We start from the raw sequence: 17,529 nt of genomic DNA, 5'->3' as shown, positions 1-17,529 counted from the left end.
ACACCAAAAAATATTTATTGTGTTCGATTAAAGCATACCACTTTAGTTTGTGTCATTTCCTCTAAGGCATAACGCACGCCTTCACGCCCCAAACTACCACGCTTATAGCCGCCAAATGGCATCGCATCAAAACGGAAATCGGAGGAGTCATTCACCATGACTCCACTCGCCTCTAAACGATCAACCGCCGTTAATGCCACCTCCAGATTATTCGTAAAAATACCTGCATGCAAACTATAATCGACACTATTTGCTTTACTAACAGCCTCTTCAAATGTATCAAAGACATCCAAAATAACCACCGGGGCGAACACTTCATCAACACATAGTTGTGCATCCGCTGGCACATTACTCAAGACTGTAGGAGGGTAAAAACTACCGGTGCGACGATGTCCAGCTAATAGTGTTGCACCTTGCGCAATCGCATCGTTCACCCAAGATTCAATCCGCATCGCTTGTTCAACATTAATCATTGGGCCTACATCAACACTTTCGTCCATCGGATCTCCCACACGTAAACGTTGTGTTTGAGCAACAAATGTACTCACAAAACGATCGAATGCTGAACGCTCAATTAAGATACGCTGCGTACCAATACAATTCTGACCCGATGCCCAAAATGCTCCCGATACGGTTGCGTCTACTGCTGTATGAATATCGCTATCGGCCATCACAATAACCGGCGCATTTCCTCCTAAGTCCATCGACATTTTTTTTAATCCCGCAGTACGCGTAATCGCTTCACCGGTTGACATTCCTCCAGTAAACGACACCATTCGCACAATGTCCGCCGATATTAATTGACGGCCAACATCGGCACCACCCACCACCACAGAAATAATTCTTTCATCTAAGCCCGCATTAACTAAGGTGTCTACCAGCTTGAGCGCAGACAATGGCGCCTGCTCAGAAGGTTTTAAAATCACCGCATTCCCTCCGGCAATTGCAGGCCCTAATTTATGCGCCACTAAATTTAGAGGGTCGTTAAATGGCGTGATAGCGACAATAACGCCTAGAGGATCCCGCTGCGTATAACCTTGGCGCCCTACTGCCCCTTCATAAGAGTCAAAAGCAATTTCTTCACCCTGCAAACGCTTAGCCTCTTCGGCCGATAGCGTTAATGTGTTAATGCAACGCGATACTTCTTTACGTGCTTGCATAATGGTTTTACCGGATTCTTGAACGATGAGTCGCGCAAATACTTCCAATTGCTGTTGTACGCTTTTGGCAGCCGCCATTAAAATATCAGCGCGCTGGTAGCGAGCCAAGCCACGACAAATAGATACACCGTGCTTCGCATTGGCTAACGCCGCATCAACGTCGCCATTTGTTGCTTCATAAACAGAATCAACGACAGCTTGCGTTGCAGGGTTAATCACATCAATGACCGATCTATTGCTTGTTCTAGCAATTGTTGCATTCGATACCGTGCCAGAGAAGCCATGCTGATCTGAAGTTTTGTTCGCGACTTTAGATAAAGACTCCATCTTAGTGCGCTCCTTGTTTGGTCTGTTCAGCGTGTATTGCAATCACATCGGACAGAATAGCGTAAGCCGTTTCAATACGCCCTGCTCCGGGGCCAGCAACAGTGACATCGCCCAACATATCGGTGTGATAAGTCATCGCATTAACAGGGCCACTAATACTTGCTAATGGGTGAACCAGCGATAATCGTTCGGGCGATACACTTGCGGTAATATGGCCGTCGGCATGCTTAATGGCTTTGCCTAATAACTTCCAACGTGCGCCATGTTCAACCGCGTCTTTTACCATAGACTCACTTAACTCGGTAATGCCTTCACATTGAACGTCTTTCGTCGATAAGTTTGCTCCCCATAAACGATTTGCCAAGACGATCACTTTCAACATCACATCTTTACCTTCTATATCTGCGCTTGGATTAGCCTCGGCATATCCTAATGCTTGTGCCGATGCAATGGCCTCATCGAAACTTTTCCCTTGTTCAACCAGGCCCAGTACATAATTTGCTGTACCGTTAACAATGCCAGAAAATTGTGTGATCTCACTGCCTTTTAATAACTTATCGGCAAAACGTAATACCGGTGTACCGCTCATCACAACGCCTTCATATTCAAAACTAACACCGTTTTTTTCGGCGAGCGATATAAGCTCTTTCGCCGCAAATGCTAAGGGCCCCTTATTCGTTGTCGACACATGCTTACCGTGAGATAAGGCCCAACGGCAATGTGAAATAGCGGGCTCGCCGGTCACAGAGTCTGTCACCGTCGCTTCAACAACAATGTCAGCGTTACTGTGCTTTATAATAGTTTCGTTATCTGCATCCGCTTTACCATTGGGCAGTATTGCACAAGCGCCTTGCTCAACAGGCAACGCCATTAATCGCTCAACATCAACCCCTTCAGGATCGTAAACAGATCCTAAAAAAACATCTGAAACAGCCACAATACGCAAACTAAAACCTTGCTCACGTTCAAATTTTTTAGGGTCGGTAGCCACCATCTCAACCAATGCGCGGTTAACACCACCAAAACCAATTAACGCTACGTTATAGTTCATTGTCACACCTTCTCGTTAGTTATCAGTAGATGCAGTATCACAAAACTACCGGTCAGCTAACATTGACGAAGTCACCAAATACATGGGCATAATGACGAAAAACATTCACACAATGCACATTGTGCATGTGCCAGAAGATCAGAAGAGTAGAGAGAAAAGAAGAACAGCAACCAACAAGATGATTGGCAACGGTGGGCGTGTAAGAAAAGAAACTATATTTTTACGGCAGATAGCGCAAAGGTCGTACGCGTATCATCTACCCCCGGCAAATGGCTAATCTCTTGCCAAATAGTATGAATGCGTTCATGTGAGCGTGCCTGCACATTAAGAATAACATCATAATCGCCACTCATAATGTAACACGATGTGACTTCGGGTACAGTTTCAACGTACTTGATAACTTCTGTGCCGCGCATGCGATCTTTACGGTAAACCATCATAATCGCCACAACCACATCATTGATGGGTAAGCCATCACCCAAAATGACCTGATACCCCTTAATCACATTCATTTTTTCCAAACGTGATATACGATGCGTCACGGCATTACGAGATAAGTTAACCTCACGGGATAAGTCGCTCACCGGCATACGTGCATTGCCTGTGAGGCACTTAAGGATTTTTTTATCGACATCGTCCAAATCGTTATACATAGGTATATAAACGTAAGGTAATTATTATTGATAGTTTTAAAGCTATTATACACGCCAAAAAAAAGTCATGTCACTAAAAAATAAAGGGCATTGCGGCATTAAAAAACAAACAGGTTGAACTATTTTTAATCTACAAAATCTACGTATAGCTCACACTTTTTGTATTTATAATACGCTCAAACTGAGAGCAAATACTATTATCATCTATTACATATAAGGTACTTTTATGAAAAGTAATAAAACTGAACTTCTTAAAAAATTCACCAAACAACTCGCCGTAGGCGTTCCCGTTGTCGCACTCAGCGGTTTCTTACCCGGCACAAGTGCATTATTTGTTAATAACGCAGTAGCAGAACATCACAGTGCGAGCGAATCATATAAAGCAAGCGCCGAGTCTGAATATAAGGCCAAATCGGAATCAGAAGCCAAAGCTGAATCTGAAGCCAAGGCAGAAGCAAAAGGTATCTCAGAAGCTAAAGGCGAAGCCGAAGCAAAGGCTGAAGCTGAGAGCGGCTACAAGAAATATTAGATAAAACTCTCTTCCGAATAACAGCCCCGTTACTATGGGGCTGCTCATCATCGACTATAGAAGTTTATTATCCATCAACATATCCATACCTTTCTTTAATCCGTCGCTACTGTTTTGCAAAGAGATTTTGTAACCACAATCTACATCATCAATAAAATTGGAAAGTCGCACTAACGATGCTTGGCTAGCAGAGGGATAAGCATTGAAAAATTCTTTAGCAATATCTGATTGACTCAAAGATTCCATCGTACAGTGCTCAGAATCGGTAACAAAAATAACCGATAAATGAGTACTATTTTTCAAAAATTCATCAAAAGATGAACCATGATTATTGCCAATCGCCTTATAAGAAAAACCATTACCCCTTGCATGGAGCGAAGAATCATCACTTAACAAATAGCTATTCATTATTTTCAACGGCATAAATAGCCCTTTGATACTGCCATCGGAAGAAATCAAAAAATAATTATTAGCTATACTTGCCTGCCCGTTATAGGCTTCAATAAAAGCACTGAAATCATCGTTGATCACATCAGATTGAGAAACGAGTAGTACATTTTTATTATTAGTAGTAATAGCGCAAGCTGCCAATAGATGACTTCCTTTTTCAACTTCATTCTTGATCAACGAAGAAAATATGGCATTAAAAATATTCGCTAATGTTAATTGAGTCGTTAGCATTGTTCGATTATGCACAACTGAATAACCATAGGACGACTGAACAATATCTATAGCAGCATATACCTTATCACCTTCTCGTGGTTGGCAAAAAAGAGGCTTATAGTGATGCATTGCCGTTCGACAAAAAAAGTTAAGCTCTATTAGCTGATCGCCCCAATAAAAATAAGCCGTTTCTGCTTCTTTTTTAGCAGCGTTGCTATCGCCACCAGAACACGGCAATGAAAAAACATTGGCTTGCCCCCAGTCCGCTAAAACATCCCATACCTGCTGAGAAATCGAGGATAAAAATTCGGAATGACTGACATCTTTTGATTGCGGAAGCGTTTCTAACAATTCCTCGATGATAGTATTCGGTGAATAACCTGCTGATATTTTTAACCATATCCATGTTGCCAATTCATTAGGCGCAATAACATGAGCATTCGTCTTACCAGCATTATTAATACTATTGCTGAGGTGATGTGATTGCCCAAAAATAACTAAAGAATCTGCAAATGTATAATCACTATTTTTATTTGGCAATAGTGATAGTACACCAAGGTCTAGTTTATTTTCCCATTGAACGCTTTCGATATCTTTATATCTAGGAACGGGGAAAACGGGAAGATATTGTGTAGACTTTTCTGATGGGAAGAGGCACTCAAATCCACCACTATGACTCAGTTCATATTGCTGGCGCTCCGCATGGGTTAAAGAGCCATTGACCGTATCATTCAAACCTAAAATACATACTAAGTCACTCACCATGCTTTTTTTTGCATTCGCCTCATCAGCGGCTCCGGCGGCAGCATCGGCATAAGTTGATAACGATGGACTTAAATTACACTCTATAATCCAAGGCTTTATATCATCATCAACCATACAGTCAAGACCAATCAGCTCATAGCATGATTTGTTTTCGCTACCCAGTACATGATTACGACGACGCATAGCCTCTCTAGCCGAGATGACCGTCAGTGTGATCATATCCTTTAATGCTGAAAAAAATTTTTCGTCATCATGGCCCTCATTTTTTAACCAATCACGATAACGTTTAAATGAAATAAAAGTAACCGCAGCCTCTGCACTGCCATTCTCTTCATTAATATCGGGATTGGTTAAATGGCGATATAGATTATGCAAATCGTCTGCTGAATATTCTTCAGATGCCAATTTAGCAAAACCATCTTGATACCAATAAAACCGTAATGGCTCTACCGAGGTAATCAATACATAACAACGTAGAACATATTTTTTACCTTGACATAAGTGCGGATTTGAAAGATAACGCTGAACAATCCACTCATCATCAAAAGGAACCATCGAAGGCTCACGCACCATATCGATACCACGGCCACGAGAAAGATTTTTTGGTTTTTGAATCCATAACTGCTTAGGCTCTTGTTGCGCTGTCTGCTGAAACCGAAAATAGTCGCCGGGCATAACAAAGGTTTCGGGGAAAAAGTCAAAACGTTGCGCATAAGGCGTATTCGCTACACGTAACTTGGCATTCACCAATGTATGATAGAGGTTACTTTTAATGGTAAGTGCACTATTACCGGGAATATGATTAATCGTTTGCTCCGACGTTAACGACTCAAATACCGATTCATCAGGCATCCCCGTATACCAACACGTATCCCAATTATTCTTATCTCCCCGCTCCCACAAAGAAGAATCGAGAGCATCAACAAAAAAACGATCCTGATCCGAAGCATCACCGTCACCTAACCAATATTTTCTTTTTTTCATAAAACCAGCTGTCTCACCATCAATAGAGACAGCTATGACTAACAACGAAAGGAAAAGGTTCATTCAAATAACAGATTTGACAACTAATAGGGCAAGGACAGGCACAGCTCATTGACTCATCACCGACAGGCACAGCTCATTGACTCATCACAACATATCAATTTAAAATAATTCCACTACATGTTTAAAGGACTAAACAATGACCCGCCCTAGAAAGGAACTCATCTCTATCTCCGATACGCCGTATTACCATATTGTCTCTCGCTGTGTTCGACGCGCGTTTCTTTGCGGTTTCGATCACACCACGCAAAAAGACTACGAACATCGACGAGAGTGGATAGAAAACCGTATTCGCTTACTCTCTTCTCTTTTTGGCGTTGATATCTGTGCTTATGCGGTGATGAACTAATAGGACAAGGACAGGCACAACTCATTGATTGATCAAATCAGTATATTGCAACAGCAAAACAACACAGACGATATAATGGCACGCACAACACGATTGATGTATGTGCAGTCTTTCAAGATAACAAGTAAACAACTACAACGGCGGGAAAAATAGTAAATAAGCGCTACATGCCAGAAGGATGGCAATCAACAGAGAAACAGTAAAGCACACGCTTTTGTATAGTATTGGTATCGCACGACGCAGAAAAACAAGCACAACATACATCACCCAGGGCATAATAAAACTTAGTATTATCGCCGTCGGCCAAGCAGAATCGGCAGACAAACGATGCATGTCATAGGGCTGATTAAACAGATAAGGTAATATTATACGCTCGCCAAATTCCATCACAGCAAAACCCGGCGCTCCCATCAGAAAAACGCCAAATAGCATTGAGGGACACAAACAAATAAGAAGTGGTCGTTTATATTGCCATACCATTAAGAAAGCTTTTTTGATCATATTACGCAGCGCTTTGTGAAAGGCAATGCCATAAAGTGGATACGGATTACTAAAAACCATTGCGCTATAGTAACCCATATTCTAATCAAGAAATCTGGCTCTTTGATTATTGACACATACCAGCATTTTGACACGCAATCATACCAGCTGCATTACCACCTCCATGATCAGCTCCAGCAAATATATTCATATCAATACCATGACGATGAGCGACTTCATGACCTATTGAAAAAATCGCATTTTCTAAAGGGGTCAATTGTAAATCTGTACGGACAGAATTTTTCCCTGTTACAAATACATTACCATTATCGTCATAATTAATAACTTCACTACCTTCGAACTTTAATGTAGTGGCTCTAAATAATGTCACTCTATCAATTGATTGGTCGTAACGTGCATACCTCATTCGAGCATCACTATATTCCCTAAATATTTCGTCAACTTCTAACTCAGTGTCTGCATAAAATACTCCCATCATTCCTTGAGTATGATTGACAGTAATAACATATCTATCATCAAATATAATATTATCTTCATCGGGAAAGTAGTTTTTTGCCTTTTCAAAAACCTTTCTTCTCTCTTCAGCATTGACCACTTCATCCGTAATACGAGGTGCATCACCTAAATTTAAAAGCTGAGCATTCGCGGGGTTAGAGTCTTTTTCAGTGTCAGGATCGCGTTTTTTGTTGCTATCTAAAGTTACATTAGATCTCGTTGCATTCCCCATATTCGATAAGCTTTTTGCTGTACTTACCAGTGCATTGACCACACTGTCCAGTGCTGATTTGAACACATCAACTATCGCTACATACCCACTCGGATCGGTATACCGCATCGGGTTATTCCACACATAACTGTAACGGTTATAACTCTGGCTGGCTCTAGGCTCTAGGCTCTAGGCTCTTGAATAATCAGATCAGCACTAATGAATCGCGCTAAGGTGGCATCGTACATGCGACCATTCATGTGAATGAGATCCACTTCTTGTACCATTTCGTGACCGGTGTAGCCTTTGTTGATATACGGTAGCTGCGTGAGGTACAACGGGTCTTCCCAGCTCGCTTGGGCTTGCCATGGGAGGTTTCTGAGTTTACCCCAGGCATCGAAGCTTCTTCGATCAACCACGTTGGCGAAGGCATCGGTCACTAAGTCCACGCTGCCTTGCGAGTCTTTGTGGAGATAACGTGTTTGTGTGCCTTCGGTGCTCGAGACGATATGCTCTGCCACTAATTGACCAGCCGCCTGAATATAATATTTATGCTCTATCGTGCCGTTGGTCTTGCTGTGCTTTTCGTAACTCCCGTAGTAGTACGTGACATCGTTTTGGTGATTGATCTTTTTATAACGTGCACGATCTGCACCGTAAAAAAAGCTCGCCGAGCGACCGTCTTGGGTGATACGAATGGGCTTGTTAAAACTGCTATAGCGAATACGACGACCTGCACCACTTCGCATATTACCGTTAGCATCATATTGGTAAGCATTATCTCCTGCTTGTGTTACGGCATGAGGGCCGGCACCATTTTGACCATAAGTGTAATCACCCACATCCGACTTATAGGTGATGTTACCCATGCCATCGTACTGCAGTGTTTGACTGCCGTTGAAGGTAGGGCTGTTATAAAGACCACTGCTCACATGACTAGCCGTTAGGCGATCAAGTCGATCGTAGTCGTAAGTTTCGCGAATATCGTTAACCCAATCCTGACGCAGTGTCACGTTGTTGTGCGCATCGTATTGGTATTCGAGATGACGAATCGCATCAATCGCCAGCAGACTACTGTGGATACTTTCTAGCTGCCCTGTCGCTTGACTATACACATAGTCGTTCACGATACCGTTGCCATAGACCTCGGCACTGACACGACCCGAAGCATCCACATCGACGGCGCGCCAGTAGGTGATGGCTAATAGGGCAAGGACAGGCACAACTCATTGACTCATCACAACATATCAATTTAAAATAATTACACTACATGTTTAAAGGACTAAACAATGACCCGCCCTAGAAAGGAACTCATCTCAATTTCAGATACGCCGTATTACCATATTGTCTCTCGCTGTGTTCGACGCGCGTTTCTTTGCGGTTTCGATCACACCACTCAAAAAGACTACGAGCATCGACGAGAGTGGATAGAAAACCGTATTCGCTTACTCTCTTCTCTTTTTGGCGTTGATGTTTGCGCTTATGCGGTGATGAGTAATCATTATCACCTCGTAATTAAACTGACCCCGTCACCAATTGAAGCCCTCAGTACACACGAGGTTATTGAGCGCTGGACAACTTTATTTAAGGGGCCATTATTAATACAGCGGCAGAAAAAGGGCTATTCTCTATCACCGGCCGAGCAACAAACGGTAAATGATATTGTTGAAATATGGCGACAACGTTTATGTGATGTCGCATGGTTTATGAAGTGCTTAAACGAGCCGATTGCAAGGGAAGCGAATAGAGAAGATAACTGCACAGGGCACTTTTGGGAGTCGCGCTACAAATCACAAGCATTGCTAACGGAAGAAGCGCTATTAAGCTGCATGGCCTATGTGGATTTAAATCCGGTAAGGGCAAAAATGGCCGATACTCCTGAAACTTCAGATTACACCAGTATTAAGGAGCGTATCACACCGACATTTAGTATGGATAAGGCGCTACAAAGTATGACGAATGAAGAGCAACCTTTGTCTAAAATCACTGTTTCACTAAAATCGTTACTGCATTTCGATGGCAATACCCTTGCAGAAGAACAATATGGCATTCCTTTTTCACTAGAAGATTACCTTACTTTAGTAGACTGGACTGGCCGTATTATACGAGAAGACAAACGAGGTTTTATCCCTAATTCACTACCACCCATCCTTGAGCGCTTATCTATTGACCAAAAACAATGGCTTAACAACAGCACGCAATTTGAAACACGTTACCAACGACAATTTCAAAAACGACGACAGAGAAATATCGCCACTGCTTAAACATCGACCGTCAAAAATGCGAACACCACTATCGAATCTTATCGACAGTGCCAACAACATCACCTACAAAAACAGAAAAAGCCACTAATCATAGTAATTAGCAGCCTTCTTGAAAAAATATAACCATAGATTCAGATAAACAAATAGCAAAGCACTCACGATTAAACTTCTTTTTCAAGAGTGCCTGTCCCTGTTAATTTTTCCGTTTGATTTGCTTCAAGTAATCTGACCCTTTGATGCGCTCTGTAATTCACTGTTAATTATTATTGTAAATGCCAATTATAAGCAAGAGCCACGATGGAAATAGCAACGATACAAAGAGCTATAATCATAACGAATACTCGCTCTATTTTATTACGTGGATTTTTAATAGACATCCAACCAAATCTAACAACTCTACCTTTAAAAAGATCATATAGCGCATTAACCCCCATATAATAGGCAGCTAAGCTATACAATATCGGCTTAACACTCACAACTTCAAACAACCAAACTATACAAATAAAAATAAAAAAACATACTAATAAATAATACACTTTCCTACATACTAACAGCGTAGGCTTATTCAAGGGTTTTATCGACTGCGACATCAACCGTAGCCCCTACTCGATCAATAGTAACTGTGGAAACTCTACCTGCTGTTTTATGTGCATTAAGTGTTCTGGCTACACTACCACCCACCAAACGTCCGACGATTGGAACAAGAGACTTGTCAAGATAGGCGTTAACGATATCAGCTGTTAGCGTTAATACCGTAACACTTTTAACCTGAGGGGCTACAACAGAGACTACATCTAATACAGGTGAAGAAACCACATGGTTCACAACGTCGGGAGCTGAGTGGATTATTCTTTTAGCATTCCCAGAAAGCTTAGGAGCAGAAATATCTAATGGTTGATAATGTCGTGCCCTAGCTGCTTGCGCTTGTCCCCAAGCAAGGTATGCCTGATTAAACAAATACTGTATAGCCGCCGTAGCCGCCCCATTAGCAAACTTACCACCGCCCAAAACAGAAGCCGTACCCCCCACTAAAGCAGCACCAGCAGCACCCACAACCTCAGACGCAATACCTGTCGCTGTCGATATTTTTTCAGCAAAGCCCTGTATCGGATCAGAAACAAATTTAGTAAACGCAGAACTGACAAAGCCAACACCAAACTTACCCCCTCTAATGACATTCATTGTGCCGCCGACAACGCCATGAGCTATCGAGCGGCCAACATCAAAAGCGCCTCTAGCACCAAAGACATTATCCGCATTACCAATCCATTTTGAAGCTCCGGCTGTGAGCGCACCTGTCACGAACCCAGTAATGGCCGCTTTAAGTATATTACCGCCATTGACAGCGGCTCCAGCCGCACCGGCTGCTGCACCGGCCAACGCCGCCTTCATAATAGCACCGCCGCATACTTGACAAAAAATGCCTACGGCAGCCCCAACAATAACCCCCACAAACGGCTTAACCGCCTTAACCACCTTCTTAACCACCTTAACGACTTTCTTAACAAACTTCTTAACCGCCCTAAACAACTTCTTAAAAAAGTACCCACTAGGATCCGTATACTTCAACGGATTATTCATCACATAACTATAACGGTTATAACTCTGTGTTAACGCCCCTTCTTGAATATGCGGATCGGCACTCATAAACCTTGCCAGTGTCGCATCATACACCCGTCCATTCATGTGGATGAGATCCACTTCTTGGATATGCTCATGTCCGGTGTAGCCTTTGTTGGTAAACGGCAGCTGGGTGAGGTAGAGCGGGTTGTTAATGCCTTCGCTGTCTTTCCAAGTAAGGTTTCTGAGTTTACCCCAAGCATCGAAACTTCTTCTGTCAACCACATTGGCGTGGGCGTCGGTGATAAGGTCGACGCTACCGAGCGCATCTTTGTGCAGATAACGGGTTTGCACACCGGCAGTCGTAGAGACAATATGCTCGGCGACCAGTTGCCCGTTGGCGTAGATGTAGTGCTTTTCATCGACGCTGGCGGGAATGTTGTTGCTGGCATCCCCTACTTTGCTCACATGTTCGTAGAGCTTGCCCACGTAGCGGATGGTATCGCCCTTGTGGTTGGTCTTTTTATAGCGTGAACGGCTCGCATCGTATTGAAATTCTGCGGATTTGCCGCCTTTGGTGATCAGTGTGGGTTTGTTAAAGCTGCTCCATTGTACGGTGCGGCCATCGCCACTGATCATATTGCCGTTGGCATCATACTGAAAACTGCGTCCTGCGTTTCCAGCACTTCCCCCATCCGTGGGGGTCGTAGCAATAACCGCATGAATACCCGCGCCGTTGGCGATACCAGTGCCGTAGGTGTAATTGCCCACATCGCTTTTATAAGTGATGTTACCGAAGACATCGTAGCTTTGGGTTTGGCTACCGTTAAACTCACTGCTGATATAAGTATTACTGGTGATGTCGGTACGGGTGAGACGATCGAGGCGGTCGTATTCGTAGGTTTCGCGAATGTCGTTGGCGTGATCTTCACGGCTGGTGACGTTTTGGTAGGCATCGTATTGGTATTCGAGATGACGAATAGGGTCGATGCTGAGCAAGCTACTGTGGATATGTTGTAGCTGGCCGGTAGCTTGGTTGTAGGTGTAGTCGTTGACGATACCGTTACCATACACTTCGGCACTGATACGCCCCGACGCATCAACATCGATGGCTTGCCAATAGTTCGTGTAATCGTTGTCATTGACCAGTTGGGTGTAGACCTCACTGCCGCGAACCAGTGTACGCTCGTACTGGAAGCTGTTATCCGCAGCCGCAAGGGTTTGCTCGGCGAGAACGGTGAGCTGTTCAACCAACTCGTCGTATTGCTGAATTTGGGTGTTGATAATGTCGGTAACGGTTTGTAGCTCAATGACGGTATTGTTGAGATGGCCGTAGAAGCTGCCCGCATCGGTTTGTGCCGTATTGATCGTGCTGCTCAAGACGGATTCATGATCCGTCAAACGTGTGTTGAGCGCCGTATCGGTGCTACCTGATGTAGTACCGGCCTCAATGAGGGTTTGGTACTGGTCGATTTTGGCTTGATAGAGATTGCCAATAGCCCGTAAGGTAGCAGCTTGGCTATGGTAGTCACTCGCCAGATCTATCGCTTCACTCACTAATGGCGTGAGTTGGCTGAGGTCGTACTGTTCACTATTAGAACGTAAGCCTCTGACCTTCTCTAAAAAACCATTGGCGTTGTAAAGATTTTCGGTATAGAAGTTATCGCTACCGGGGTAGATCGTGCGACTGACGCGACCGATAGTGTCATAGAGGGTTTGCGTGCTAAAACTCTGCTCGATCGGTGTGTTGGGATCAATAATGGTGGTCGCTTCTTCGGGGCGACCCAGACTATCGTAGTAGTAGTCTTTGCGATTGCCGTTACCGTCGGGATGGGTAATGCTTTCGCTGAGGAGTTTGCCGATACTGCCTTGGGGGGCGTTCGCATCGCCGTAAGTCCAGGTGCTGATTTGTGCTTGTGCGGTGCCGTGGGCATCGGTACGGCTGACCATACGACCGAGGACATCGTATTCCATGGTGGTGATTTGGCCTTTGGCATCGGTTTGGCTCACGAGTTGGCCGAAGGCGTTATAGGTGTAACTCCACTGCCCCATATCGGGGTCATCCATACCGATCTTGCGACCAAACTCGTCGTAGAACAGGGTAATGGTGGTGCTGTTGTCACCGGCAACGGTGGTGGTTTTTAAGTTGCCATCGGCGGTATAGGTGTATTCGACATAACTGCCTTCTTCTTCACCGCGATGGATCACTTGGCCGATGGCATTGGTTTGGGTGGTTTTCTGGCGTTGTTCGGGGCCAGAGGTCACGGTGGTGAGTAGGCCGTTATAGGTGGTTTTGATGATATTGCGCGTACCGTGAGGCGCAGGCTCGTCCATTTGGGTGACGCGACCTAAAAGATCATATTGGCTATTGGCCCAATAAATGTGATCACCCATAAAGTAGTTGCGGCTCACGCGGGTGACTTGGGCTAAACCATTATATTCAGTATCGCTATAGACAAGGCGACCATCGAAGCCGGTGACGATTTTGCGTCGCTCGCGCCCTAAACGATCGTACTGGACGATAGCGGGTTGGCTGCCGGTGGTTTGACTGATGCTACAGGTGTAGGCATGGGTAGCCAGCACACCACAATGGCCACTACTCGCAAAATGATGCGCGATGGTCGTTTGGGTGCCATCGGCACGGGTTTCTTGGGTTTTGCGACCGAAACCATCGTATGCCCATGTGGTGGTAATGCCATTAGGGCCGGTGGTGCTGGCGAGCCAACCTTCGGGGGTATAGGTATAGGTTTCGCATTGGTTAAGTTGATTACAGCTTTGCGTGGGTTTGCCGTCGTTGTTGTAGACGGTGGTGCTGGTGCGGTCGCTCTCACTCTCGTTATTGGCCGACACCGTCACTTGGGTTTTATGGCCGTAGGCATCGTATTGATAACTTGTCGTGGTTAAGGGTAAGCCAGTGACGGTACTAACCACGGCTTCGCTGGTTAATAAGCCGGTATTGCTGTCGTAGGTAAACCGTGAACGGCGCTGTTGATCGGCTTGGCTTGGGGCTTTATGCGTGACGGTGGTGTCACTTAAGCGGCCGAGATACCAGTTGGTCGTATCGTTGGTATATTGGCTGTGAGTGATTTTGCTAAAGGTTTGATTAGCACCATTGGCGCCGTTCGCCGAGGTACTCACCTCAACGGTGCCGATATTGCCGTAGGCATCGATATCGCGATGGCGAGTGGTGACCGTGGTCACAAGGTCGCCGTTGAGTTCATAGCTGTTATCGATGGATTGATCGAGGTTAAGTTGGTACACACCGTTATGACTAGCAACGGCATAGGTTTTTGTCGATTCGTTAATCACTTGACCGTTAAGCTTTTCGACCACGCGATCAACATTACCCGTTAGCGGGAAAGCCGTTTGATTAAAATAGGTTTCTTGAGATTTACCTGTCTCAGGATAAGATTCGGTGATTTTGGCATAACCGTAAGAGCCGCGACCACGCACATGCGATTTTAAGCCTTCGTAGTGGTAATTGACCGTACTCGTACCGCCTACGCCGTCGTTGGTTTTAACAGAACTGACGACGTATTGTGGGTGGATAAGATCAACGACTGGGTATTGGGCGCCGGAGCCTTTGGTGTAGACCGTGGGGTCGGTTAGGGGTTTGTATTCTAGCTCGGTAAAGGTATTCGCTTGATTAATGGAGGATAGTTTTGGACTACTCGCTTTACTAAGATATGAACGTGCGCCCATCTGCCGGCTCGGGTTACGATAAGACATAACATAGTCTGTACGCCCATCGCCGTTAACGTCGGCTAATAAGCCATACTGAACTTCTATAGAGCCAGAGTAAGCATAATCATGCATCATCTCAGGCATCAGGTACTCAAGACCGAGGCTCCAGCTGAGCCAACCACTTCCCGTATTAAGATAGGTTCTACGATGAATAACACCGCTACTATTACGATAAGCTATTACGTAATCTGGCAAGCCATCCGCGTTCATATCAGCAAATTGTGCGGCCTGCATTCTGCCTTTTCCTGCACTGACTAATCTATAGTCATACATTATTTCAGGCGCATTATATTGCGGACTATAATTAGGGCTACGCCAGCCATTGCCATTATTTAGGTATGTTCTTTTATTTATTTGACCACTGGTGTTACGGTAAGACATAACATAGTCTACCAACCCGTCACCATTGACATCTAAAAAATCACCAGTCTGCAAAACTCCAACATTGATAGCAAGCCGATAATCATACAACACTGCCGGTGGAGCATAATCTGGAGCATCAACCCAGCCTGTAGGGGAATTCAGATAGGTACGCTGGTGCATGCCTCCGCTGGTATCACGGTAAGCCACGATTTGATCTACTAAACCATCGCCATTGACATCTTGAAATTGCCCGGTAGTGACAAGACCCACAATAGTAGCCAATGCGTAATCATTAAGCACCGCAGGAACTTTATATTTAGCTTCACCTGCTTTCCACCCATTACCTGTATTGATATAGGTACGTTGGTGGTAAATACGGCTTGTATCCCGATACGTTATTACATAATCATTAAGCCCATCGTTATTAACATCAATGAATAGCCCCTTTGTCATTTCAATATTTAAGTGATATAGCGCATAATCATATATAGTTTCAGGCAAAGCATAGGAAACATTTTGGCTCCAACCACTACCTGTGTTTATGTAAGTACGCCTATTCTCTATACGATTGGCGCTACGATATGAAATGACAAGGTCAACTAAGCCGTCCCCATTGACATCTTGTAATTGACCGAAGGTAAGCGGTGACTTTGATGCACTAACTGCATAGTCGCGTACAAATTCTGGAAGCGCATAATTAGAATCCAAAACCCAACGACTTCCATTATTAATATACGTGCGACGGCTAACTTGGAAACTAGGGTTACGGTAGGCTATAACATAATCAAGCAAACCATCGCCATTAACATCAATTAACTCCCCTAGCTTTACTGAGCGGCCGCTATAGGCATAATCGAACACCATTTCAGGTAATATATAATTAACATCGTTGCTCACACCAAGTTGGTTATAGCTGTGGTTAAGTTCTATTGATGCATAACACTCATTATCGCTATTACACTCGGTAATACCGGAAAGGTGGCTACTCTTAGTTGAGTCTAGTCGTCGATAAGTGGTGTTGTAAGTCTTTATTTTCGTATTATTACTATAGCTACTTATAGCGTTTAATCTCTGAGCGGCGCGAATACCGGCTCCTGCGAAAAAGCGTAAGTGCGAATCACCCCTAGAGTCATAAGTTAACACTACCTTACCGCCGGGGTAACTTACTTGACTAAGGTATTGCGTGTATTGATCAATGAAGTACGTGTAAATAACACGATTATTGCTCGTCGTGTCGCCAATTGTTTTAACACTCCAAGTAGTGACTCCCTGAGCAAATTTTAACGACGCACTACCAACATTACCTGAGCCACCGCCGAAGGTAATCACTTGCCCTGCTTTGGTCTTCGCTATCCAGTAACTTGGATTATTGACCGTGCCGCCGTAAGATTTGATCTGAGAGTAACCATCGATTTCGGTTTTGTATTCGGTGCCTATCGCGCCGTTATCGCCCACCACGGGTACTAGACGCTGGCCGTCTAGGCAGTAGCGATCTTTGCTCGAAAAGGTAATACCCGCAACAAAGCCATCTTGCTCTAGATTAGCGGCACAGCGGTGAATACTCGATAAGCCTCCCAAGCTCCAACCCACACCTAATACGCCATTACCGCCGCCAGTGTAGTTAATCGATAAATCAGGTTGCATACCACCGCGACCGGGGGCGACTTGAATAGGGATGGAGTAGCTCGCTTGGCCGCTATTCACAGAAAATTCAGCGGGGATGGAGCCGACAACGGTATCTGCGCTCGCATGGCTGATCATCACTGTGGAAATAAGTACTGTAGATAAGAGGCTTTTTAGAGGGTTAAGCGTGGGTAGCAGTGCGGAAAATTGCATGGGGCGCATCCTTG

General features: G+C 44.5%; 10 protein-coding genes and 1 pseudogene. 3 read left to right on the top strand and 8 right to left on the bottom strand.

The window, feature by feature from the left end; genetic code table 11:
• Nucleotides 1-14: 14 nt before the first annotated feature.
• The 3 genes from ACZ5O6_RS01080 to ACZ5O6_RS01070 all read right to left on the bottom strand — a co-directional run bounded on the left by ACZ5O6_RS01080 (nucleotide 15) and on the right by ACZ5O6_RS01070 (nucleotide 3,191).
• A complete protein-coding gene (locus tag ACZ5O6_RS01080) occupies nucleotides 15-1,487 on the bottom strand; it encodes an aldehyde dehydrogenase family protein (protein WP_447091959.1) in 1,473 nt (490 codons plus the stop codon).
• Nucleotide 1,488: 1 nt separating this feature from the next.
• Nucleotides 1,489-2,538, bottom strand: coding sequence for a homoserine dehydrogenase (locus ACZ5O6_RS01075; protein WP_447091960.1), 1,050 nt, complete (start codon nucleotides 2,536-2,538; stop codon nucleotides 1,489-1,491).
• A gap of 212 nt (nucleotides 2,539-2,750) precedes the next feature.
• Nucleotides 2,751-3,191, bottom strand: a complete 441-nt coding sequence (locus ACZ5O6_RS01070; RefSeq protein WP_447091961.1) for an Lrp/AsnC family transcriptional regulator — start codon at nucleotides 3,189-3,191, stop codon at nucleotides 2,751-2,753.
• A gap of 226 nt (nucleotides 3,192-3,417) precedes the next feature.
• Here ACZ5O6_RS01070 and ACZ5O6_RS01065 point away from each other — a divergent pair, with 226 nt between their 5' ends.
• Nucleotides 3,418-3,720: a hypothetical protein gene (locus tag ACZ5O6_RS01065; RefSeq protein WP_447091962.1), complete on the top strand. Its 303-nt coding sequence runs from the start codon at nucleotides 3,418-3,420 to the stop codon at nucleotides 3,718-3,720.
• Between the two features lie 54 nt (nucleotides 3,721-3,774).
• Here ACZ5O6_RS01065 and ACZ5O6_RS01060 read toward each other — a convergent pair whose 3' ends face one another.
• The gene (locus ACZ5O6_RS01060; RefSeq protein ID WP_447091963.1) at nucleotides 3,775-6,132 is read right to left on the bottom strand and encodes an ATP-grasp domain-containing protein; all 2,358 of its coding nucleotides are present in this window, start codon (nucleotides 6,130-6,132) and stop codon (nucleotides 3,775-3,777) included.
• Nucleotides 6,133-6,331: 199 nt separating this feature from the next.
• On the opposite strand from ACZ5O6_RS01060, the pseudogene ACZ5O6_RS01055 reads away from it, so the two are divergent.
• Nucleotides 6,332-6,538, top strand: a pseudogene (locus ACZ5O6_RS01055) (transposase); the annotation flags it as partial.
• Nucleotides 6,539-6,673: 135 nt separating this feature from the next.
• Here ACZ5O6_RS01055 and ACZ5O6_RS01050 read toward each other — a convergent pair.
• The 3 genes from ACZ5O6_RS01050 to ACZ5O6_RS01040 all read right to left on the bottom strand — a co-directional run bounded on the left by ACZ5O6_RS01050 (nucleotide 6,674) and on the right by ACZ5O6_RS01040 (nucleotide 8,971).
• Nucleotides 6,674-7,042 carry a hypothetical protein gene (locus ACZ5O6_RS01050; protein ID WP_464283524.1) on the bottom strand — a complete coding sequence of 123 codons (369 nt, stop codon included), beginning with the start codon at nucleotides 7,040-7,042 and terminating at the stop codon, nucleotides 6,674-6,676.
• A 106-nt stretch (nucleotides 7,043-7,148) separates the two neighbouring features.
• A complete protein-coding gene (locus ACZ5O6_RS01045) occupies nucleotides 7,149-7,835 on the bottom strand; it encodes a hypothetical protein (RefSeq protein ID WP_447091965.1) in 687 nt (228 codons plus the stop codon).
• A gap of 95 nt (nucleotides 7,836-7,930) precedes the next feature.
• Nucleotides 7,931-8,971 (bottom strand): RHS repeat domain-containing protein, encoded by a 1,041-nt coding sequence (locus tag ACZ5O6_RS01040; RefSeq protein WP_447091966.1) that lies wholly within the window; start codon nucleotides 8,969-8,971, stop codon nucleotides 7,931-7,933.
• A 66-nt stretch (nucleotides 8,972-9,037) separates the two neighbouring features.
• Here ACZ5O6_RS01040 and ACZ5O6_RS01035 point away from each other — a divergent pair, with 66 nt between their 5' ends.
• The gene (locus ACZ5O6_RS01035) at nucleotides 9,038-10,012 is read left to right on the top strand and encodes a transposase (RefSeq protein WP_447091967.1); all 975 of its coding nucleotides are present in this window, start codon (nucleotides 9,038-9,040) and stop codon (nucleotides 10,010-10,012) included.
• Nucleotides 10,013-10,573: 561 nt separating this feature from the next.
• On the opposite strand, the gene ACZ5O6_RS01030 is transcribed toward ACZ5O6_RS01035, so the two are convergent.
• Nucleotides 10,574-17,515 carry an RHS repeat-associated core domain-containing protein gene (locus ACZ5O6_RS01030; RefSeq protein WP_447091968.1) on the bottom strand — a complete coding sequence of 2,314 codons (6,942 nt, stop codon included), beginning with the start codon at nucleotides 17,513-17,515 and terminating at the stop codon, nucleotides 10,574-10,576.
• Between the last annotated feature and the right edge of the window lie 14 nt (nucleotides 17,516-17,529).

The sequence above is a fragment of the Eionea flava genome (assembly GCF_055393785.1).
Note: the sequence above shows the minus strand (reverse complement) of the source record. Positions and strands in the feature narration are given on the sequence as shown.

Excerpts from the sequence above, each read along its gene's own strand:
- ACZ5O6_RS01080 (WP_447091959.1), bottom strand. The coding sequence starts at position 1,487 with ATGGAGTCTTTATCTAAAGTCGCGAACAAAACTTCAGATCAGCATGGC.
- ACZ5O6_RS01075 (WP_447091960.1), bottom strand. The coding sequence starts at position 2,538 with ATGAACTATAACGTAGCGTTAATTGGTTTTGGTGGTGTTAACCGCGCA.
- ACZ5O6_RS01070 (WP_447091961.1), bottom strand. The coding sequence starts at position 3,191 with ATGTATAACGATTTGGACGATGTCGATAAAAAAATCCTTAAGTGCCTC.
- ACZ5O6_RS01065 (WP_447091962.1), top strand. The coding sequence starts at position 3,418 with ATGAAAAGTAATAAAACTGAACTTCTTAAAAAATTCACCAAACAACTC.
- ACZ5O6_RS01060 (WP_447091963.1), bottom strand. The coding sequence starts at position 6,132 with ATGAAAAAAAGAAAATATTGGTTAGGTGACGGTGATGCTTCGGATCAG.
- ACZ5O6_RS01050 (WP_464283524.1), bottom strand. The coding sequence starts at position 7,042 with ATGATCAAAAAAGCTTTCTTAATGGTATGGCAATATAAACGACCACTT.
- ACZ5O6_RS01035 (WP_447091967.1), top strand. The coding sequence starts at position 9,038 with ATGACCCGCCCTAGAAAGGAACTCATCTCAATTTCAGATACGCCGTAT.
- ACZ5O6_RS01030 (WP_447091968.1), bottom strand. The coding sequence starts at position 17,515 with ATGCAATTTTCCGCACTGCTACCCACGCTTAACCCTCTAAAAAGCCTC.